This window comes from Pseudoalteromonas sp. 0303, from assembly GCF_013349995.1.
GTDB lineage: Bacteria > Pseudomonadota > Gammaproteobacteria > Enterobacterales > Alteromonadaceae > Pseudoalteromonas.
In genome coordinates this window covers 41,381-61,718 of record NZ_JABVXF010000026.1, presented here as the reverse complement: position 1 = coordinate 61,718, position 20,338 = coordinate 41,381, and the positions used below count along the sequence as shown (strand labels likewise).

Sequence of the window (20,338 nt, the reverse complement as noted above, 5' to 3'; positions counted from 1 at the left end):
CGTGACCAAGGTGATTATTATGCCTTGATCTGATCACTACATATTCTATAAGTTCAATTTATAATGATCTTGCCGTGTATGCCTCGACCCCTGATTGCATAAATTGCCATGAGTAGAGCCACTACCCATAATTTTAATAAATTTGCTAAGTTATATAGGCAAAAAAAAATAATACAACTTAAATCGTGTTTTTTATTGTCTTTTTAGTAAAAGAGTTGCTTAGCTAATAAAATCACATTTTTCTTGCAGTTTAATTTCTTCTGCAGAAATTTTTGCTTTGTAAGCAATGACTTCAACACCGTTTTCTATAGCTTCAGTTAATAGTTGGGCATATTTTGGGTCGATATGTTCTGCCGCACGTACGTGATTGATACCTTCATGTAAAACGGCAAAAAATAGCACTGCACGATGCCCTTGCTGCACCATTTCTATTAACTCTCGAAGATGTTTTTGGCCTCGCTCAGTTTTTGCATCTGGAAAATAACCTTGCCCAGAGTGTGGGTCTGTTTGTGAAAGTAATGTCACAGATTTTACTTCTACATAGCAATGGGATTTATGTTCATCTGTTAATAAAAAGTCGATTCGGCTATTTTCTTGGCCGTATTTTACTTCTGCAGCAATGGTTTGATAGTCAACAAATTCAGCAATCGTGCCTGCATTTAAGGCTTCTTGCACAACCTTGTTTGCAATCGCGGTATTAACACATATTAAGTGATCGAATTGGTTCTGAGTTAATTGCAAGGATTGAGGGTACTTGCGTTTGGCGTTATCACTGGTTGAATAAAAAGCCTTAAACCCTGGCTCTGCACAGCCCGTCATTTTGCCAGTATTGGCACAGTGAGCTGTAAACTCTGCGCCATCGGCTGTTTTTAAGTCGGCTAAAAAACGTTTGTAGCGTTTAATTAAGGTAGCTATTTGTAATGCGGGAGTAAACTTCATGGCTTTTATAAATTCGTTTTTCTTTATTGTAAGTGATTCATTACGAGGATTGAACCACATCTCATAATGCTATTTATCGCAAGCTGTTGGGAACTGACGTTGGCTGTAGTAAACTCGAGCAACATTTTTAGCGCAAAGAGTATTCTAACATGTCAGAAAAATTTCTAGTTCAACTTAGCGAGCAGGGCGCTGCCGCACATTGGGGCGAAAAAGCCGCTCTTTCTTTTACTGAACAAGGCGCAACTGTTCATTTAACTGAGCAAGATACACTCAAGAACGTACAAAAAGCAGCACGTACGTTAGCTAATCAAGGCTTAAAAAATATTGCTTTAGTGGGCGATGTTTGGTGTACAGAAACACAATGGGCTTTCTATCAAGGCTTTGTTTCACCAAAAAATTTAGATGCTATTGAGTTTGTTGAAAATGCAAAAACAGACGGCAAAGAACTGGCTTCTTTAAAACAAGCTGCGACTTGGGCTCGTCAAATGATCAATGGCACTGCGGATGACATTTTCCCTGAGAGTCTAGCTGGTAAAGCGGCAGAATTTATTCAGTCATTAGCGCCAGAGCACGTAAGTTACCAAATTATTAAAGGTGATGCTTTATTAGAGCAACAATGGATTGGTATCCATGCGGTAGGCCGTGGTAGTGAGCGTCCACCGGTATTATTAGCATTAGATTACAACCCAACGGGCGACGAAAATGCCCCTGTTGCGGCCGCTTTAGTTGGTAAAGGCATTACGTTTGATTCAGGTGGTTACTCAATCAAAGCAAGTGAAGGTATGTTAGGCATGAAGTGCGACATGGGCGGTGCTGCTACAGTAACTGCAGGTTTAGCACTTGCTATTAGTCGTGGTATCAACAAACGTATTAAATTGTTTTTATGTTGTGCTGAAAACTTAATTTCAGGTCATGCCTACAAACTTGGTGATATCTTAACGTATAAAAATGGCACCACAGTTGAAATCGTTAATACCGACGCCGAAGGTCGTTTAGTGCTGGCTGATGGCTTAATGGCTGCAGGTGAGTCTGGCGCGCCATTAATCATTGATGCAGCAACGCTAACAGGCGCTGCGCTTGTTGCTGTTGGTCAAGAATACAATGCATTGTTCGGTCTTAATAAAGAGCTTGTACGTGACGTACAAGACTTTGCAGAGCAAGAAATGGAAGCTGCATGGCCATTACCACTTGAAAAATGGCATCAACAAAACTGCCCGTCGCCATATGCAGATACCGCAAATAGTCGTCCACAAAAAGGTGGTGGTTACGGTGGCGCTTCTAATGCGGCTGGTTTCTTATCACGCTTTGTGCCAAATGAAGGTAAAGGTTGGGTTCACATTGACCTTGCTGCTGCATTTAACATGGGTAGCACAAGCGAGTGGGCTGCAGGCGCAACAACACAAGGTATGCGTACCGTTGCAAGAACTTTACTAGAAAAAGCATAAGCAATTTCCTTTTTCATTAAGCCCCTTAACTTTATCTAAGTTAAGGGGCTTTTTTGTTCTAAAGGGTAATTTTACAAACTGATACAAGCTTTTTTGAGTAAATTAGTATAAAATCCCGCCCCACATTTTCTCATCCTGTGGTTAGTTTTTATTAAATTAGCTACACTTGAATGATCAATTCACACTGGGGTCTCTATTTATGTCAGATAAGTGCTATATCACTGCGCAGCAGCTTCTTGAAGATTCATTTCGTGTTGCGGCACAAGTTTATGAAGATGGTTTCCGTCCTGATTTCATCATTGGTATTTGGCGTGGCGGTGCTCCAATTGGTATCGCAGTTCAAGAATATTACGATTACAAAGGCATCGAAACTGACCATATCGCAGTACGTACTTCGTCATATTACGGTATCAACCAGCAGTCGAAAGAGATCAAAGTTCACGGTTTGCATTACATCATTGAAAATGCCAATGCAGATAACTCATTACTAATCGTTGATGACGTGTTCGATTCTGGCCGCAGTATTTTTGCACTGAAAGAAAAGCTTTCAGAGTTAATGCGTTTAAACCTACCACGTGATATTCGCGTTGCATGCCCGTACTACAAGCCGAAGAACTCAAAGGTAGATATGGTGCCAGATTACTTCATTCATGAGTCTGAAGAGTGGTTAGTGTTCCCTCATGAGCTTTCAGGCCTAACGCCAGACGAAATTATCGAAGGTAAGTCTGATTTAGCCAATATTCATGACATACTTTTAGAAAAGTAAGTTTGAATATTTTTGCAGTTATGAGTGTGTTCTACACTTATAACTGCGCAAAACTTTCGACGTAGTCGCTAAGCTTGTCGATATCTACTACTTGTAAACCTTGATTACTTCTTTGTACTAAGCCTTTTTCAACCAACTCTGTAACTACGCGTCTATACGCTCTTTCTGTGGTGGCAAAGCGTTCTGCTTCGGCATTTACGGTAGGGTAGGCACGCAGTAACGTTGGGTTACTGTTTTCAGCTCTTAATAAGCAATCTTTAGCTATATTGTAGCTAAGTGGTAATAGCAGCTTATCTAAGTTTATTTTTTGGTTTTCTTGGAATTTAGCGGCAATTGTTTGCGCCGTGTATAAGCTTAACTCTGGCTTTTCTAATAGTAGTGCGCGCCAATGTTTAAGCTCAATTAGGTTATAACTTACATCGCTAAAGCACGTAACTGTATAAATACACGGGTAGTTATTCAGTGCTTCAATCTCACCAATCAATGTGTTGTTACAATCAAGCTGGCCTAAAAGAAGGCGTCGGCCATTACCCACGTCATAGCTGAACGACACTGTGCCGCTTCTCACTAATACGAGTTTTGACAAGGGTTGATCTTGATGGATCAGCACTTCTTTTTTAGCTTGTTGAAAACTACTGCCAGCAAATGTCAGTAATTGGTCAACAAGATAGCTTGAAAAATGATATTGAAACATTAACGCCGCTCTTCGGACAATTGTCCTATTTATTACATCTTAATGACGTTAGCATTAAGATTCTAAGAATTTACGCTAACTTGCTGGTAAGGTGTTTCACGTTACTGATACCTTCATTTCCCGTGTAATGATTTTAAAGCTAAGATTATTCTGCAGCTTTACAAGGTTTTTAGTAAGTTAGCTTTTTTATTTTATTGTCAAAGTAGCACTGAGTGCGTCAAAAAAAATGACAAGCTCCAATGCTAACCTAAAGCCTAGGAGAGAACAATTGAGTTGGGAATATTTAGGCTATTTAGCGTCAGCACTGTTGGTTGCTTCTTTGACAATGAGCGATGTAGTAAAACTACGCTGGCTCAACCTCGCAGGATGTATTGCATTTACCTTCTACGGGCTAGCAATTGGTGCCGTTCCGGTAGCCTTTACCAATGGCTTACTGGCGTTTGTAAATATTTACCACATCGTTAAATTAAAGCGTCAGCAAAAAGCTGACGCCGAGTAATATTATTCCTCTTTTTTATACTTCAGCTCGCCCGCAATCCAAGTTTGTGTCACGTTTATATCGTGGATCTCAGAAACTGGGGCTTTATAATAGTCTTTATCAATCAAAATAAAGTCAGCCCACTTTCCTTGCTCTAAACTACCTACCTTAAATTCTTGATGTGCAGCATAAGCACCACCTAAAGTAAATGCACGCAAAGCTTCATCACGCGATAGCAGCTCTTGTGGTCGCCAGCCACCTTCAGGAAGTTGATTATGATCCATTCGTGTAATGGCTGAATATAATCCATCAAACGGATCAGCAAGCTCTACAGGAAAGTCAGAACCTGCGGCAATTACTGAGCCTTGCGCTAAAAAGGTTTTCCAAGCATACGCCCCTTCAAGTTGTTTTTCAGTTAGGCGTTGCTCTGCCATATGCATATCAGAGGTTGCATGAACAGGCTGCATTGATGGAATAATTTTTAACGTTTTAAAACGAGGGATATCTTCAGGAGTCACAATTTGTGCGTGTTCAATTCGATTACGCAGTAAAATGCCACCGGTTTTTTTAAACACATTTTCATAGGCATCGAGTACAACATGATTGGCTTTATCACCAATGGCATGGGTGTTCGCACTAAAACCATGAGCAAAGCTTAAGTTGAATAGTTGCTCAAGTTTTTCTTGGGTTTCAAGCATTAAGCCGTGGTGATTTTTACGATCTGCGTATTCCTCGATAAGGGCTGCGCCTCGACTTCCTAAAGCACCATCCGCATACACTTTGACACTTCGAATCGACAGCATGTCATTCATGTCTTTATATTTGCCCGCTTTGAGCATGGTTTCTAGCTGAGGATCGGCTGCACTTAGCATAGCAACGATTCTAACGGGAAGAGACTTTTGCTCAGAGCGCTGCTTGTACACTTGCCATGTATCATAATCGATACCAGCATCATGGGTTGATGTAATGCCCAAACTCAGCAAGTGTTTACCTGCATTATCTAATGCCGTATTAATGCTGGCATGGCTTGCTTTTGGTACATGCTGAGTAATAAGCGTTTCGGCTTTATCAATGAATACCCCTGAAGGTAAGCCAGAATCTAACTTTAAAATTTCACCGCCGGCAGGAGAGGGAGTTTGTTTATCAATACCTGCAAGTTCCATGGCTTTTGAGTTAACCCACACAGCATGGCCATCAACGCGAGAAAGCACCACTGGTTTGTCTTTTACATATTTGTCTAAATCAGCTGAAGTTGGAAACTCACCGCCAGGCCATTGCTCTTGATTCCAACCGCGACCAATGATCCAACCTTGTTTATCTTTGGCAAACTCAGCCAGCATTTTGCCAACCTCATCTGCCGAGTTTGTATTTCTGACATCAAGTTGTGAAAGGTTATTACCTAAACCAATTACATGGCCGTGAGCATCGACTAAGCCAGGTAACAACGTGGCTTGCTTACCATCAATAGAGGTGGCGTCAGGGAAGCTGTTTTTAATTGAGTCATTGCCTGTTTTTACGACTTTACCGTCTTTAAAAACCAGTGCAGAAAAGTGTTGGGTTTCGCCTTTGTAGGTAGGCGTGTAGCCATTTACATTATAAATAACAGTGGTGTTGGCAAAGCAGCTAAGTGAAGCTGTTGCTAGTAAGCTGATGATGAGTTTCATAATCTTCTAATAGTTTTTATTGATTTATGAAAACACTATCAGAGTTGCAGTAAACTGCAACTCTGCAGCAAGCAAATAATTAACTGTAACTCTTTATTTGCTTGCGTAGACCTTAAATTCACTGAGCGATAATTTATTGTCTTTATCACTGTCGTAGTTTTTGAAACGTGACCACAGAGCTGGGTCTCTCGCTGACTCTGAACGAGTCAGGTAGCCATCGTCATTACGATCAAGTTGTTTAAATTTTTCACCAATACTATCTGCAGCAAAACTCACTGTGCTAGTTACACAACATAAAATTAGGCTGGCAAAGGTTAATTTTGACATTATTTTAACTCTTGTTTGTTAAATAGTGTTTAAATTCAAGGAGCGAGATTTGTTGATCTTTATCTGTATCCCACTGTGCTATGCGTTTTTGCAAGTGCGGTTGCGATGACAGTTCCTGCACAGATAAAAAACCATTTTTATCTTTATCGAGATGATCAAATCGTTGTTTTACATCCAATGCTAAGCTATTGAAGCTTATAGTAATTAAGGTACATGAAGCAAGCCAGAAAATTCTCATAATTACTCTCCTTTATTCATACTCATAATTACACCCCTTTATAAATAAAAGTGCTTGCCATAATTTAACTCCCAAAATTTAAATCCGTTTACACATTCCCTCTGGGATTATGGCAAGCACTTTAAGCCGTTAAGGTTTGAATTTTTCAAACTCTTGTTCAGACAGAACCTGATCGCCGTTTTCATCCAGATCGGCAAATTGCTTAAGTAAGTTATCGTGTTTGGTTGCTTCAGTTAATGAAATCTCGCCGTCGGCGTTTGTATCAAATTTAGCAAATCGAACATCCATTTGTGATGCTAAAACGGTAGCGCTGATAACTAAAAACATCAGCGAGAATGCTGCTAATAGTTGTTTCATTACAATCTCCTATTGAATAAACGACTGAAACTCAGAAAATGAAATTTGGCCATCTTGGTTAATATCAATTTGCGTAAAGTTGCCATGTAATAATGCGTCTTCAGATGCTTCTGCTTCACTCAAAAAACCATTACTGTCTTTATCAAGCTCGTTAAACGTTGTTTGCAAATCTAGTGCATAACTACTTACCGAGATGAGACTTATAAGCAGAGTGGCTACCTGGGCCGTTACTTTCATTTTGTGTCGTAAATAACTAATTTGCTTAGTACTAATCAAAATCAGTGCCAAAATTAAAAGTTTTTAATTATCAATAATTTATGGTTTTCATGTGGTTTTGAATGCGAAATAGTTACAGGGTGTTGTGTCTTTTTTGCAACGATTTTCAGGTGTTAAAACTTTATCCATTTTATTTCAATGAGTTAGCCTGTTTCCAAATAGCAACCTTGTATCGGTTTTTGGGTAAAAATCAGTACTTTTTAAGGTCGGATTCAGCGAGTGTCTAAGTTTGTTCACTAATAATCAGCATCTGAAATTATGTTGAGAGTGAATATGCAAAATACAGTAGCGATAAAAATAAAACAGTTACTCAATTGGCGACCTAGTCTTATTGGCCAGTTCGTCTGTAGCATTTTGCTGTCTTTACTACCGTTATCTTTGGTGGTGATTTTATTTTTAAATGCGCTTAATAAGCAGCTAGCGGTGACTCAAGAAATCGTCGGTGACAATTACGAAATCACTAAAGCATTTAATAACCTCAAACAAGACTTAAATAGCTTAGAAAGGGCAACTCGACAAAATTGGGTGCTTAAAAGTGAATCCCTCGATAGCTTGATTGCCAATAAGTGGCAATCTTCACTGCAAAGTATTGATGAGCTTATATTTTTAAGCCCAACCGCTGATTATGTCTCGCAGTGGCGGCAATTGGCTGAGGTATTACAATTTGCGCATCAACATTTATTAATAGAACAAAAGCAAGACGGTGAGTTATTTGCTCCTGCCAGCAAGCTTATCAGTGAGCAAACAAATTGGCTCAAAGAGCAAAATGAATTACGCATCACAAAAAATCAGCAGCAATTAAAAGCACTTCAAACTTCATTCATTAATTGGTTAGTTGCGTTAATTCCTCTCACGTTATTGGTTGGGGGCGGGTTTCTTTGGCGGATCAGCGGACGTCTGAGAGAGCTTACACATGTGATTGATAAACTAGGGCAAGGCCATTGGCAGCAAAAAATTCAAGTTCGCGGCTCGTCAGAGTTAGTTGAATTAGGTAATAAATTAGAGTGGGTTCAAGCACAGCTACATATGCTTGAGCAGCAAAAAGATACGTTTTTACGCCATGTGACACATGAGTTAAAAACCCCCCTAGCTTCGATGGTTGAAGGCACAGATTTACTTGCTGATGAAATTGTTGGCCCAATCAATAGCGAGCAACAAGCTGTCCTCGAGTTAATAACACAAAGTATGGTGCGACTCAGAGCCATGATTGAAAGCTTATTGAGTTACAACGCCATTCGAACGAGTAAGCAAAGCCTAAGCGAGCTTAACTTTAACTTGATGATGAATAAAATTGAGCGTCATTTTGAGCACCGATTATCAGCCCGTGATTTATCCATTGTGTGGGTGAACGAGTTACCAAATAAAGCCTTGTTTATCTCAATTGAGCTACTTGAAATGGTGCTCATTCAGTTGACTTCAAATGCGTTAAAGTTTTCGCCGGAACATGAGTCAGTGACAATAAAAGCAAGCTTAAAACAGGGACAGTTAATTTTGAGTGTCAGCGACTTAGGAGTAGGGATAGAGGATACTGAAAAAGCCGCTGTATTTGGGGCTTTTTACCAAGGCAAAAATGCAAAACAACATACTGAAATGGGCAGCGGACTCGGTTTAACCATAGTTAAAGAAACCGTTGAACAATTAAACGGTAAGCTCTCTATTACAGATAATGAGCCACAAGGGTGTGTATTTACAGCCATTTTACCAATTCAATTAACCCGAGGAGTTAACTGATATGGGCTTAGCGAATAAAGCCAGTTTTATGCTTGTTATAGGCACGCTATTTATAACAGGGTGCACGATCACGCAAAAGCATGTTGAGCCAAAGCAAGTAGAGCCGACAACAGGTGTGAAACCTCAAGGGCAACCTAATCCAAAGCCTCGGCCTAAAAGTGAGCCGCTATACCCGCCTGCAAGTACAGTCATTGCTTGGCATGCAGCCAAGTGTGGTGGCTTTAAAGCGGGGTCTGATAAAGCAAATTATGTCGGCGAAAATGAGCTAAAGCGTCTGTTTGAGTCAATTTGTTTACTCGGTGCTTCTGAGCCAGATAAAGCCCTTAATCAGCTTGAAAAAAGTGACCATGCTTTTTATTGGCCAGATGATATTAAGCAGTATCTATGGTTACAAAAGCAATATTTACAACAGAATTTAGCGGCAAAACAAGCAAAGCAAGCACTGAGTGATGAAATGGAAAAAACCTTATCGTCGCTTGCGACTATCGAACAACAACTTCTGCTACGTGAAGAAACCAAGGAGCAGTAACCATGAATGAAGTAACAAAACCACGGGTTTTATTAGTAGATGATGATGCGAGTTTATTAAAGTTACTAGCGATTAGAATTGAGTCTAAAGGCTATTTGGTTAGTACCGTTGAAAGTGGCATTGAGGCACTACAAACGCTAAAAAACCAAACCTATGATGCGGTGATCACCGACTTAAGAATGGATGAAATGGACGGCATGGCTCTACATCGCCAGTTACAAAGTCGTTATCCTTCAATGCCGGTGATTATGATGACAGCCCATGGTTCGATACCTGATGCCGTGGAAGCGACGAAGCAAGGTATATTTGCATTTATTACCAAACCGGTTGATAAAGATGAGCTGTTCGACAGCCTTGCTAAAGCTATCGAGATCCATGGTGTACACGGTGATGAAACACCTACACAAACGAATATTGTCACCCGTAGCGGTGCGATGTTGCATCTACTTGAGCAAGTTAAATTGCTTGGTCCAACGCAAGTGAATGTATTGATCTCCGGTGCTAGTGGCACAGGTAAAGAACTGCTTGCACAAGCAATACATCAACACAGCCATGTTAGTGATGGGCCATTTGTGGCAATTAACTGCGGCGCAGTGCCGGGAGAGCTTTTAGAGTCTGAATTATTTGGGCATAAAAAAGGCGCATTTACAGGTGCAGTCAAAGACCATCAAGGTTTGTTTCAACAAGCACAAGGTGGTACCCTTTTTCTAGACGAAATTGGTGATATGCCGCTAAATTTACAAGTAAAACTGCTGAGGGTTTTACAAGAGAAAACCATTCGCCCTGTGGGCTTTCAAGAAGAGATCCCAATTGATGTGCGGGTGGTGTCGGCGACTCATAAGAACCTCCCTGAGGCAATCAATAACCAGCAGTTCCGTGAAGATTTATACTACCGATTAAATGTGGTGAACTTAAAACTGCCTCCGCTTTGTGAACGCCGAGAAGATATAAGTTTGCTAGCACAGCATTTTGCAGGTCTAATTGCTAAACGTATGGGGCAAGAGCAAAAGCAGTTTGCCAATGATGCGATGCATGCGCTGGTGCGCTATGACTGGCCGGGTAATATCCGTCAATTACAAAATGTGATAGAGCAGGTAGTAGCCCTTACACCTGGTAAAGTGATTGCCGCTCAGTTAGTAGAGAGTGCTTTAAACAGTAATGTTAGTATTGCTGAGCCACTTTCGTTAAATGATGCAAAAAAAGAATTTGAGCGAGACTATTTAATTAATACGCTGAAAATGTCAGCGGGTAATGTTGCCGAAGCCGCAAAGCTTGCGAAACGTAATCGCTCAGATTTTTATAAATTAATCAAAAAGCACAACATTAATGTTGAAAGCTTAATATAAGGAAAAACATGGCGCTTTTTTTAGTCTATCTGGGCGGTCGTATTCAAGGTTGTCACATTGAAATGCACGACGTTCGATTTGTCGTAGGTGATAACATTGAACAAACCTATTCAAAATTAAAAGCACAATGGGTGGGTGATAAAAACAATGTGCACATGGATAGCTACATGCAAATTCAGCACATCGATGGCTATCAGGTCGAAGTGGTTGATACTGCGCATCACCAAGCTGAAAAACTATATTTTGTGAACTTAGGTGCTTACCGAGCAGATAGTCTTGCTGAGCAACATGATTTTGCATTGTACGTTGCCCGTAGCAGTGAAGAAGCAAAGCAACGCGCTAAAGAGTCTTTATTGGCGGGAATGACTCATCTTCATAAAGATGATTTACACGATGTAGACGATTGTTTTGCGATTGACTTACTTGATAGTAATTTATCAATCAAATTAACGCCAAGCGGGCAAGCTCAAGCAATGAAACCCGATTGGTTTGGCTATTACGTTCTTTGATCTATTCTTGGTTATCGTTTTTACTGGCAACTTTAAAGGCGATAATCACCAATCCAAACAAAGCAAATGGCAGTGCAGCGAGTAAATACTCAACGGTATGGCTGTCTTGGTAGTTAGGCTGGAGTAGGAAGTGACCTGCAACACAAAGTAAAATAGCCACGAATAAAACGGGCAGTAAAATCAGTTCTTTTTTAGGTGAGTGTTTTTTCATTACAAGGCGATATATTCCAAAGGTGCGCCATTGTAATTAGCTCAGCTTATTCAGGTCAAATAAGTTGCTTTGTAGTTTGCTTTATATTGCGCTGTATCAACTTTTTTTGTGTCAGCTTTTACAGGCTGCTTTTTTGGAGCCGCTGGTTTATCGGTTGCTTCATTATAGCTAAATAGCCCCATAATGAACTCAATCTCTTCACGTTGTAATCCAGATCGCATGATGCCCTCCAAAGAATAATTTGCCTTTTGTATTACAAATATTACGTCCTGTAATCTGAATTATCGGTGAATACCCAGTCATTAAACTGTAATCATATGTAACGCAAATATGCTTATTTAATAGGCAACTCCACAGTAAACACAACACCTGTGTCATCATCTAAATTTTCTGCCAATACTTTACCGTGATGGTAATCGCAAATAAGCCTTACAATATAAAGACCTAAACCCAAGTGGGGCTGCTGCTGATGTTGCTGACTTCTCACTGAAACCATTGAGTCGAAAATGTGTTCAACTAAACCGTCAGGGAGCAGAGGTCCTTGGTTGCTAATTGTTAATAATGCATGGTGCTCTTGCTTGGTTAAGCTGACTGAAATTGTGCTTTGCGAGGTTTTAAACTCAAGTGCGTTGTTGATGAGCTTATCGAGTAATTGGGCAATAAATTCTGGTGCGCCACTAACATTTAACGGCTCATTACAAAGCGACAAGGTAAATAGGCTTTCACCATAGGTAATTTGATAGCCCTGCATGCAGCCGGTGATCACCTTGGTCAGGTCAAACTCTTCTGCCTCGGCACTTTGAATACTTTGTTCAAGGCGCGTTGCTTCACTCATGGTGGTAATAATTTTACCTAACCGCTCAACCCCTTCACTGGCACGGTCGAGGTATTTTTGACTCAGTTCAGATTGCGGCTGCATTTGTAAATTTTCAAGTGATGAGCGTACAACAGCCACGGGCGTACGCAGTTCATGGGAGAGTCGTGATGACATATTTTCTAAGTAATCAGTATAGCCACTTAAACGGCTAACAATGTTGGCAAAGCTGCGAGAAAGGTCGCCAATTTCGTCATTCGAATCGGCATAAGTAATCTTGCCAGTGATCCGCCCTTGGGCATCAATAGCTTGCTCGGCATTATCACGTAAGCGGCGAATACGGCTGGAAATTCTTGAAGCAAAAAAGAATAGCGTCACAGTGCCTACAAGCATCACCGCTAAGATGACATTAAAGAGCTTTTCTAACGATTTATTACGTAGGGTGCGCACGCCGTTGGTGGTTTCTTCTGCGATTACTGCACCAATGACTTTATCTTGGATCCAAATAGGGTAGGCCGCCGATAAAATAACGGCTTTGTTATCTGGAGTTAAGCGCCATGATGATGCAGGTTTACCATTTAAAGCACTGGCTATGTGAGTACCTTGCATCGCAGCGACATCATGTAAGGTATCAATAAACTCATTTTCTGGGCGAGTTAAAATTTTATAGTAAAGTGGGTGTAAGTAATCTTGCTCAAAGCGTTGCCACCAGGTTGTTGCCGGCGCATCTTTTAGGCCGTCTGCCCAAACGCCATCGGCATGATGAATTGAGCCTGATTGTGCAAGTACGCGATGATGGTTATCGACGACCCAAATTCGGCTGCCACTGTGGCCCATGCCTTTCAAAATACGGTTAATTTCTGGCGAAGGTACTAAAACAGAGCCGATATCATTGGGATTTTGTAGGTTTGAAGTCGACATAAGTTGAGGCTCAACCTTGTCTTCATCCCAATCTTCAATCGCAAAACCAAGCTTATTACCTAGCATCGAAAGCGGAAAACGCAGCTCTATGTTGTAACCCGTGTCGGTGCTTTTAAAATAGCCTTGAATTTTTGTGACAGGCTCTTGTGTTGTGGCATCAAAGGCATTAACCCAGCCATCTTGACGGGCGGCCACCACATAACTTTTAAATTCACCTTCTGGTGTTTTTAACATGATCTGTAAGTGATCATTACGGGTAAAGCTGAGCACATTTTTAGCGCGATACACCAGTGAGCTGTCAGTGACTTTAAATGCCGCATAAAGGTAGTTTTCGTATTTGCCCACCATGTGATCAAAACTTAGATCACTATCTTGATGATCATTATTTAACCCCTGTAAGTAGCGCTTGTCGTAATGCCAAAATAAGCTTTGATAAGGCTGCCATTCCGACAATTTACCATCAAGTTGAATCGGGTTATTCAGATTATAGGCATATAAATCTCGGCCTTTTACAACTTGATCTAAAAAGTTGGTTTGCGAGTCAAACAAAGCAGGGCGCTCATGTAATGCCGTTGCAAGTGCGCGGGTGGTGCCCACTAAGGTTTTTTCTTGCCCTTGCCTTAAGAACTTTTCCATTTCCCAAACATATTCATAGCCAAGCCAAGGCAATAAAAATAAAAAGCAGGATAAGAAAATAAACTTAGTTCTAAGCCCCAAACGCAGCATTAAGCTTGCTCCCAGCGATAACCCATACCGTAAACGGTATCAATGCAGTCAAATGCATCATCTAAAGCAATAAACTTTTTACGAATGCGTTTTACGTGAGAGGTAATAGTACTGTCATCAACATAAATTTTCGCATCACTCATTAATTCGTTGCGGCTTTTTACATGGCCTGGACGCTGTGCAAGTGAATGTACCATCCAAAATTCTGTCACAGTTAAATCAACCAGTTGCTCTTGCCAAAAAACCTGCATGCGCTGAGTATCTAACTTTAACATGCCGCGATGCAAAAGAGCGGTTTGATCGGCGGGTTGATCGAAGGCATCAAGGCGTCTAAACAAGGCACCTATGCGAGCAGCAAGATGCGCCATACTGATGTCTTTGGTTAAGTAATCGTCAGCACCCATGCGCAGGCCACATACGGTATCAATTTCGCTATCGCGGGCGGTTAAAAATATAATCGGTAAGGTTTTAGAAAGACTGCGTAATGTTTGGCAAAGTAAAAAACCACCATCCACTTCATGGCCAAGGCCAATATCAACAATGGCTAAATCTGGTAAAGATTGACTAAATGCTAATTCAGCACTGGCTCTGTCAGCAAAACCTACAACCTGATAGCCCTGAGCGCTGAGCATTTCAGTGTAGTTTTCGCGGATTGCTGTTTCATCTTCAACGATTGCTATTTTCTTCATTGTTAATACTTACTTAAATTCTTTCTATAGCGAACTATACCTAATTTTTTGCCTTGCGTACTGGCAAAAACGCGATTGCCATTTTTCTGCCACAATTGCTCAGCAGTTTGCCTTTTTTGATCCCCTTTATTGCCATTTCGACTTGTTTTAATAGCTCCATACCAAGTTCGCAACACCAACCAATGTTGCCAAGCAATTAAGTAGAAAAAGGATTAAACCATGAAAAAATTAATTATTGCCGCTGTTATCACATCTGCTGTATCTGTAGCCCCTTTTGCAGACGCTGCGAGTCAAAGTAAACAAGAAACACCAAAAGAAACAGCCATTGGCTTAGGTGCAGGTGCCCTTGTTGGCGGCATAGTCGGCGGCCCAGTGGGGGCATTTATTGGCGCGTTTGCTGGTGGCTTAATTGGCGAAAAAGAAGCGGCAGACAACACCATTGATGAACAAGCTCACGCATTAGTTGTAATGAAGGAGCAAACCGCTGATTACCAACAAGTGATTGCCGATAACGCCGCCCTAAGTGAGCAGCTTGAATTATTAGCTGACGAAAAAGAGCAGTTACTACAAGCCCAATTGAACACCTTATTGGCGATGACGGTACAGTTTAAAACTGGCTCTAGCGAAATTGCCCCTCACTTTGCTAATCAACTCGACAAAGTCGCGCAGTTATTGATTGCTCAGCCAAATTTGGCTATCGACTTAAATGGCTTTGCAGATCAGCGTGGTGATGAATTGGCTAATTTAATGCTTTCAAAACAGCGTGTAAATGCAGTGCAAAGCTACTTAATTAAACAAGGTGTACCTCATACGCGCTTAACCGCAACCGCCTTTGGTGAGCAGCAAAGTGTTGCCGATTCAAATAACTACGAAGACAACGTGTTTGACCGCCGCGTAACCTTAACGACACGCCCTGTGTCACAAAGCAGCTTACGTACAGCACAAAGTAACCACTAATTCATCTGTCGATGGAGTGACATATTATGTTGAGTAACCGTACCAAAAGGCTCCTTTTTGGGAGCCTTTTTATCTTCTTATTAGGTTATGCAGTTAACCCCGCATTTGCGGCCAATGCCAGTGCCGAACTGCGATTTTATGATGATTCAAATAGCCAAGTGTCGTCGGGCTTATTAGTGAAAAACGATGTCACAATGACGCTCACTGGGCTTATTAATCATGTTGTTGTTAAACAACGTTATCAAAACCCGCACCCGTTTGCGGTTAATGCCCGTTATGTGTTTCCGTTACCTGATGAAAGCGCAGTTCATGCCATGCAAATGCAAATTGGTGAGCGTATTATCACCGGTAACATTGCCCTTAAGCAGCAGGCAGAACAGCAATTTAAGCAAGCTCAAAAACAGGGTAAACGCGCCGCTTTAGTTCGTCAGCAGCGTGCGAACATTTTCTCAACTGATGTGGCAAACCTTGGAGCAGGGGAAGAGATTGAAATTACCTTGCAATACCAAGAGATAATCGGTTTTCGCGATGGTGTGTTTTCACTGCGTTTTCCAACCACTATTACGCCGCGCTACGAACCTTTAACGGCAGAACTACAGCAAAAAGCGAATCTAGAAACAAAAGACACAGAACAACAGAACGACGCAACAGCTAACACAGCGCAAATGGCATCAGCGTGGCTGAAACCTGTTTTTCATCGCGCACAAAGCCAAGAGTCTGATGCGAGCCTAAACCTTGCAATTGCGATGGATATTGGCCTTGAACTCAGTGATATCAGCGCTAATTTAGCGGGTATGCAAATCGATAACCCAAGTTTTGGTCGGTACCAGTTATCACTTAATCGTGATGTTCCAATGGGTAGAGACTTTGAGCTGACATTTAAACCCCTTGATAAAGCCCACTCTCAGGCTGCATTTTTTACCGAAACAGTTGCAGGTCAAGAGTATGGTTTACTGATGTTAGTACCGCCAAGCGACCACTTTATCTCGCAAGCTCGTCTTCCTCGTGAAATGGTGTTTGTTGTAGATACCTCCGGCTCAATGCATGGCCAATCAATGGAGCAGGCTAAACAAGCCTTGTTTTATGCCCTTTCGTTATTGGATGAAAATGACAGTTTTAACATCATAGGCTTTGATAACGAAGTGTCAGTGTTAAGTGACGCGCCAATGATTGCCAATGACTTTAACATTCGCCGTGCAGAGCGCTTTATTTATGGCTTACAAGCTGATGGCGGCACCGAAATAGCAAAAGCACTGACTCAGGTACTTGATGGTAAACAGCATGATGGCTTTGTACGCCAAGTGGTGTTTTTAACCGATGGTAGTGTGGGTAACGAAACGCAGCTATTTAAACAAATTCAAACAGATTTAGGTGACAGCCGACTCTTTACCGTCGGTATTGGTAGCGCGCCTAATAGCTTTTTTATGACCAGAGCTGCTGACATTGGTCGTGGTACATTTACTTTTATAAGTAGCACCAACCAAGTACAGCCAAAAATGCAGCTACTTTTTGATAAGCTGGCGCATCCAGCTGTTACTGAGCTTGCTCTTGAAGGCGACAAAGCAGCCCTTGAGTATTGGCCATCGCCATTACCTGACTTGTATTTTTCAGAGCCGGTTTTGGTTGCCGTGAAGCTTGATGGCAGTCAGCACTTAACATTAAAGGGGCAGACAAACACAGGGCCAATGACGATTAATTTAGCAACAGCCAATGCTGCAAACGGCGAAGGTATCGCTAGACTCTGGGCCAGACAAAAAATTAAATCGCTGCTGCTTTATAACGAAAAACAAACGGTACGCGCAGAAGTCGAAGCATTAGCACTTCAGCATCATTTACTCAGCCCTTTTACGGCCTTTATTGCAGTTGATAACTACGCGGGGAATGAGATTGCAGAGCGTTCAATGCAAGTACAAAACAAACTTCCTAACGGCATGACGCTACCGCAAACCGACGGACAAAGCCGGGTGTTTATGTTACTTGGGTTGTTGTTACTTTCTTTCTCGTGGTTATGGCAATGGCGACGCTAAAAAAAGCGCTGCCAGTTTGCAGCGCCTTACTTGGCATCGCATTGTTTGTTAATGGCGGTTATATGCAGGCGAAAGCTTGGCTGGCACAGGCGTTGATCGAATCTGCTTGGCAGCAAGCTTTGCAAAGTCCTAATCAGCAAGTGAGGCCTTGGTTTTACGCCGATGGTTATGTCACTGCACACATAAATTGGCCAAGCCAGCAGCAAGAGTTGACCGTACTTGCTGGTGCATCGGGGCGAAACCTTGCGTTTGCCCCGGGGCATTTTTTGCCAAGCGGTGAACTTGGCAGCTCAAAAGGGGGGTTAATAGCTGGTCATAACGACACCCACTTTGCATTTTTAAAACATGTCGCAGTGGGTGAGCAGTTCAGTATGCAGTTGCAAAGTGGCCAGATTGAGCACTATCAAGTTCGTAGCATTGATGTTATTCATCAAAGCGAACAGGGCTTTTTAGCACAATCAGGCCTTTATTTATTAACCTGTTACCCTTTTGACTCGTTAGCTTCAGGGACAGAGTTTAGGCTATTGGTGTCGGCTGATAAATTATCGTTGTATACGTCAACTTTCAGCTCTTGATGACGTTGACTAACAATAACACCGGCGAATACCACTGCAATACTCACCCATTGCCATAGTGTCAGTACTTCGCCAAGTAAAATGCCAGACAAAATTAACGCAAAAATTGGAATGAGGTTTGAATAAGCAGCAGCAGTTAATACCGACACCTTACTAATGGCGTAGTTGTACATGCCATAGCCGCCTAAAGTGACACATGAGCCTAAATATAAAATGCTCAGTAGGGCACTTAAATCATGCTGATTTTCGCTGGGTAGTTCGATGAAAAATAAAAAAGGCGCAAAGAATATGCTACCGCTAAGCCCTTGAATTGCAATTAAAGTAAGTGGTGAGTAACGAGCTACTAGGTGTTTTACGCTCACGGTATAAAACGCCGCGCACACCATCGCCATCAACTCTAAAAAGTTACCAAGCAGTGGGTTTGGGGCTTGCTCAGTGCTTGGTGATAATAGCGTTAATAAAATACTGCCACCAATACATAAGGTAAAACCAACGACGATGGCTTTACTGATGTACTCTTTTAATATTAAGAACGCCAAAATAGCGACGATAATAGGTAAACAAGAGACTATTACCCCAGCTTGCGATGCCGAAGTGTATTCAAGAGCATGCCCTTCAAATAAATAATAAAAGCAAGGCTCAGCCAGTGACATACCAATTAAGTACTTCCAGTCACCTTGTTTAAACTCAAAGCGGATTATATAGCGCCATAAACATAAGCTAATCAATAGGGTGGTTAGCATTCTTAAAAAAATCACTAACACAGGATCATAAACATTGATTGCATGCTTTAGAGCAATGTAGGAGCTACCCCATAAAAAGGTCGCGATAATTAAGCATAAACTGGCTGGCATAGGTGTCGCTATTGAGTAAAAAAACGAGAGCGCGATCCTAGCATGAATTTTTTTAACTTGTTCAAAAACCGTTAGCTGGTATATATAAATTCTCTATTTTAATTACAGAATATAAAAATCAAATGCAAAGGCCACACGTCGTTGTTGTAAAGCTGGGCACAAGCGTGCTGACAGGCGGTACCGACAAATTAGATAAAGCACACATGGTTGAACTTGTTCGCCAATGTTGTGAATTAAAAAAACAGGGTTATCAGGTTGTTTTAGTATCAAGCGGCGCAGTTGCTGCAGGTCGCGAGCAACTTATTACCCCCTGTGGTCGTTCTTTGATTGAAAAACAAATGCTTGCCGCAATCGGCCAAGGACAGCTTATTCATATTTGGCAGAGTCTGTTTGCTTTGTATGGTGTGAATGTTGGACAAATGCTACTGACCCGCGCCGATGTAGAAGACCGTGAACGTTACTTAAATGCCCGCGATACCTTAAATGCACTTCTTGCTCACAATGTGGTGCCAATTATTAACGAGAACGACGCTGTAGCCACCGCCGAGATTAAAGTGGGTGATAACGATAACTTATCTGCTTTAGTCGCAATATTAGCAAATGCTGAAAAGCTGTTACTGTTAACTGACCAAGAAGGTTTATTTACAGGCGATCCGCGCTCTGATGCTAATGCAACACTTATCAACGAAGTTGAGCATATTAATGATGAGCTAAGAGAGCTCGCTGGTGGCAGTGGCACCACCCTAGGTACCGGTGGTATGGCAACCAAACTGCAAGCAGCCGATATTGCACGTCGCGCTGGTGTTGAGGTCATTATTGCAAAAGGCGCAGGCAAAAATGTGATACTTAATTGTATGGCCGACAAGCTCCCTGGTACACGCTTTTTAAAACTCACCGCACCAAAAGATGGCCGCAAAAAATGGTTACTTGCAGGACCTAAAAGCACGGGGCAATTAGTGATTGATGATGGCGCAAGCCTTGCACTTAAAGAGCGTGGTGCAAGCTTACTGGCAAAAGGCGTAAAAACTGTGCGAGGGCAATTTGAACGCGGTGATGTGATTGAAGTAGTGACGTGTCAAGGGCAATGTATAGCCAAAGGCCTTGTTAATTTTAACCATCAAGAAGTAGATCAAATTAAAGGCTGTCATTCGTCGCAAATTACCCAGTTGCTTGCATTTGCACCAAGCAGCGAAGTAATTCACCGAGATGATATGATTTTGTTATAGTTTTTTAGTAATTCTGATAAAGTTAACTAAACTAAAGTA

At 41.6% G+C, this 20,338-nt stretch carries 23 protein-coding genes; 11 read left to right on the top strand and 12 right to left on the bottom strand.

The annotated features are described in order from the left end of the window. Positions 1–219 precede the first annotated feature (219 nt). On the bottom strand, positions 220–939 hold the full coding sequence (gene sfsA, locus HUS62_RS16040) for a DNA/RNA nuclease SfsA (RefSeq protein ID WP_175080357.1): 720 nt from the start codon (positions 937–939) through the stop codon (positions 220–222). Between the two features lie 149 nt (positions 940–1,088). Here sfsA and pepB point away from each other — a divergent pair, with 149 nt between their 5' ends. Both pepB and HUS62_RS16030 read left to right on the top strand, forming a co-directional pair. Further along, positions 1,089–2,384 (top strand): aminopeptidase PepB, encoded by a 1,296-nt coding sequence (pepB, locus tag HUS62_RS16035; RefSeq protein ID WP_175080356.1) that lies wholly within the window; start codon positions 1,089–1,091, stop codon positions 2,382–2,384. 199 nt (positions 2,385–2,583) lie between these two features. Further along, on the top strand, positions 2,584–3,150 hold the full coding sequence (locus HUS62_RS16030; protein ID WP_054560872.1) for a phosphoribosyltransferase: 567 nt from the start codon (positions 2,584–2,586) through the stop codon (positions 3,148–3,150). Positions 3,151–3,187: 37 nt separating this feature from the next. On the opposite strand, the gene HUS62_RS16025 is transcribed toward HUS62_RS16030, so the two are convergent. Further along, on the bottom strand, positions 3,188–3,844 hold the full coding sequence (locus HUS62_RS16025) for a Crp/Fnr family transcriptional regulator (protein WP_054560870.1): 657 nt from the start codon (positions 3,842–3,844) through the stop codon (positions 3,188–3,190). Positions 3,845–4,112: 268 nt separating this feature from the next. Here HUS62_RS16025 and HUS62_RS16020 point away from each other — a divergent pair, with 268 nt between their 5' ends. Continuing rightward, complete coding sequence (locus tag HUS62_RS16020; protein WP_054551185.1) at positions 4,113–4,343, top strand: YgjV family protein; 231 nt, start codon at positions 4,113–4,115, stop codon at positions 4,341–4,343. Between the two features lie 2 nt (positions 4,344–4,345). On the opposite strand, the gene HUS62_RS16015 is transcribed toward HUS62_RS16020, so the two are convergent. The 5 genes from HUS62_RS16015 to HUS62_RS15995 form a co-directional block, all read right to left on the bottom strand. After that, positions 4,346–5,986, bottom strand: a complete 1,641-nt coding sequence (locus HUS62_RS16015) for an amidohydrolase (protein ID WP_175080354.1) — start codon at positions 5,984–5,986, stop codon at positions 4,346–4,348. Between the two features lie 93 nt (positions 5,987–6,079). After that, positions 6,080–6,313, bottom strand: a complete 234-nt coding sequence (locus HUS62_RS16010) for an EF-hand domain-containing protein (RefSeq protein ID WP_063703288.1) — start codon at positions 6,311–6,313, stop codon at positions 6,080–6,082. A gap of 4 nt (positions 6,314–6,317) precedes the next feature. Then, positions 6,318–6,551: an EF-hand domain-containing protein gene (locus HUS62_RS16005; RefSeq protein WP_054560866.1), complete on the bottom strand. Its 234-nt coding sequence runs from the start codon at positions 6,549–6,551 to the stop codon at positions 6,318–6,320. A 129-nt stretch (positions 6,552–6,680) separates the two neighbouring features. Continuing rightward, positions 6,681–6,908 carry a hypothetical protein gene (locus tag HUS62_RS16000; RefSeq protein WP_054551189.1) on the bottom strand — a complete coding sequence of 76 codons (228 nt, stop codon included), beginning with the start codon at positions 6,906–6,908 and terminating at the stop codon, positions 6,681–6,683. Positions 6,909–6,917: 9 nt separating this feature from the next. Then, positions 6,918–7,145 (bottom strand): EF-hand domain-containing protein, encoded by a 228-nt coding sequence (locus tag HUS62_RS15995; protein ID WP_175080352.1) that lies wholly within the window; start codon positions 7,143–7,145, stop codon positions 6,918–6,920. A 312-nt stretch (positions 7,146–7,457) separates the two neighbouring features. Between HUS62_RS15995 and HUS62_RS15990 the strand changes: the two genes are divergently transcribed. Genes HUS62_RS15990 through HUS62_RS15975 form a run of 4 tightly spaced genes read left to right on the top strand, consistent with a single transcriptional unit; the run spans position 7,458 to position 11,299 of the window. Then, positions 7,458–8,915, top strand: a complete 1,458-nt coding sequence (locus tag HUS62_RS15990) for a HAMP domain-containing sensor histidine kinase (RefSeq protein WP_175080350.1) — start codon at positions 7,458–7,460, stop codon at positions 8,913–8,915. Between the two features lies 1 nt (position 8,916). Beyond that, positions 8,917–9,444, top strand: a complete 528-nt coding sequence (locus tag HUS62_RS15985) for a hypothetical protein (RefSeq protein ID WP_175080348.1) — start codon at positions 8,917–8,919, stop codon at positions 9,442–9,444. 2 nt (positions 9,445–9,446) lie between these two features. Next, the gene (locus HUS62_RS15980; protein WP_063527941.1) at positions 9,447–10,790 is read left to right on the top strand and encodes a sigma 54-interacting transcriptional regulator; all 1,344 of its coding nucleotides are present in this window, start codon (positions 9,447–9,449) and stop codon (positions 10,788–10,790) included. Positions 10,791–10,798: 8 nt separating this feature from the next. Continuing rightward, on the top strand, positions 10,799–11,299 hold the full coding sequence (locus HUS62_RS15975) for a DUF1543 domain-containing protein (RefSeq protein ID WP_105174824.1): 501 nt from the start codon (positions 10,799–10,801) through the stop codon (positions 11,297–11,299). A gap of 1 nt (position 11,300) precedes the next feature. Here HUS62_RS15975 and HUS62_RS15970 read toward each other — a convergent pair whose 3' ends face one another. The 4 genes from HUS62_RS15970 to pdsR all read right to left on the bottom strand — a co-directional run bounded on the left by HUS62_RS15970 (position 11,301) and on the right by pdsR (position 14,660). Further along, the gene (locus HUS62_RS15970) at positions 11,301–11,510 is read right to left on the bottom strand and encodes a hypothetical protein (RefSeq protein ID WP_054551195.1); all 210 of its coding nucleotides are present in this window, start codon (positions 11,508–11,510) and stop codon (positions 11,301–11,303) included. Positions 11,511–11,560: 50 nt separating this feature from the next. After that, on the bottom strand, positions 11,561–11,731 hold the full coding sequence (locus HUS62_RS15965) for a hypothetical protein (RefSeq protein ID WP_156426462.1): 171 nt from the start codon (positions 11,729–11,731) through the stop codon (positions 11,561–11,563). Between the two features lie 113 nt (positions 11,732–11,844). Beyond that, positions 11,845–13,971: a proteobacterial dedicated sortase system histidine kinase gene (pdsS, locus tag HUS62_RS15960; RefSeq protein WP_175080346.1), complete on the bottom strand. Its 2,127-nt coding sequence runs from the start codon at positions 13,969–13,971 to the stop codon at positions 11,845–11,847. After that, positions 13,971–14,660, bottom strand: coding sequence for a proteobacterial dedicated sortase system response regulator (gene pdsR, locus HUS62_RS15955; RefSeq protein WP_175080344.1), 690 nt, complete (start codon positions 14,658–14,660; stop codon positions 13,971–13,973). Before pdsR ends, pdsS begins: the two co-directional genes overlap by 1 nt. A 219-nt stretch (positions 14,661–14,879) precedes the next feature. Here pdsR and pdsO point away from each other — a divergent pair, with 219 nt between their 5' ends. The 3 genes from pdsO to HUS62_RS15940 are packed head-to-tail and all read left to right on the top strand — an operon-like array spanning position 14,880 to position 18,219. Continuing rightward, positions 14,880–15,617, top strand: coding sequence for a sortase-associated OmpA-like protein PdsO (gene pdsO / locus HUS62_RS15950; protein ID WP_175080342.1), 738 nt, complete (start codon positions 14,880–14,882; stop codon positions 15,615–15,617). A gap of 26 nt (positions 15,618–15,643) precedes the next feature. Continuing rightward, entirely contained in the window at positions 15,644–17,644 is a 2,001-nt protein-coding gene (locus tag HUS62_RS15945; RefSeq protein ID WP_175080340.1) for a marine proteobacterial sortase target protein, read from the top strand. Further along, on the top strand, positions 17,632–18,219 hold the full coding sequence (locus HUS62_RS15940; protein WP_175080337.1) for a class GN sortase: 588 nt from the start codon (positions 17,632–17,634) through the stop codon (positions 18,217–18,219). The genes HUS62_RS15945 and HUS62_RS15940 overlap by 13 nt, the downstream gene beginning before the upstream one ends. On the opposite strand, the gene HUS62_RS15935 is transcribed toward HUS62_RS15940, so the two are convergent. Further along, positions 18,126–19,073, bottom strand: a complete 948-nt coding sequence (locus HUS62_RS15935) for a DMT family transporter (RefSeq protein ID WP_175080335.1) — start codon at positions 19,071–19,073, stop codon at positions 18,126–18,128. The genes HUS62_RS15940 and HUS62_RS15935 overlap by 94 nt on opposite strands. 122 nt (positions 19,074–19,195) lie before the next feature. Here HUS62_RS15935 and proB point away from each other — a divergent pair, with 122 nt between their 5' ends. Beyond that, positions 19,196–20,299 carry a glutamate 5-kinase gene (gene proB, locus HUS62_RS15930; protein WP_175080333.1) on the top strand — a complete coding sequence of 368 codons (1,104 nt, stop codon included), beginning with the start codon at positions 19,196–19,198 and terminating at the stop codon, positions 20,297–20,299. The last annotated feature ends 39 nt before the right edge of the window (positions 20,300–20,338 follow it).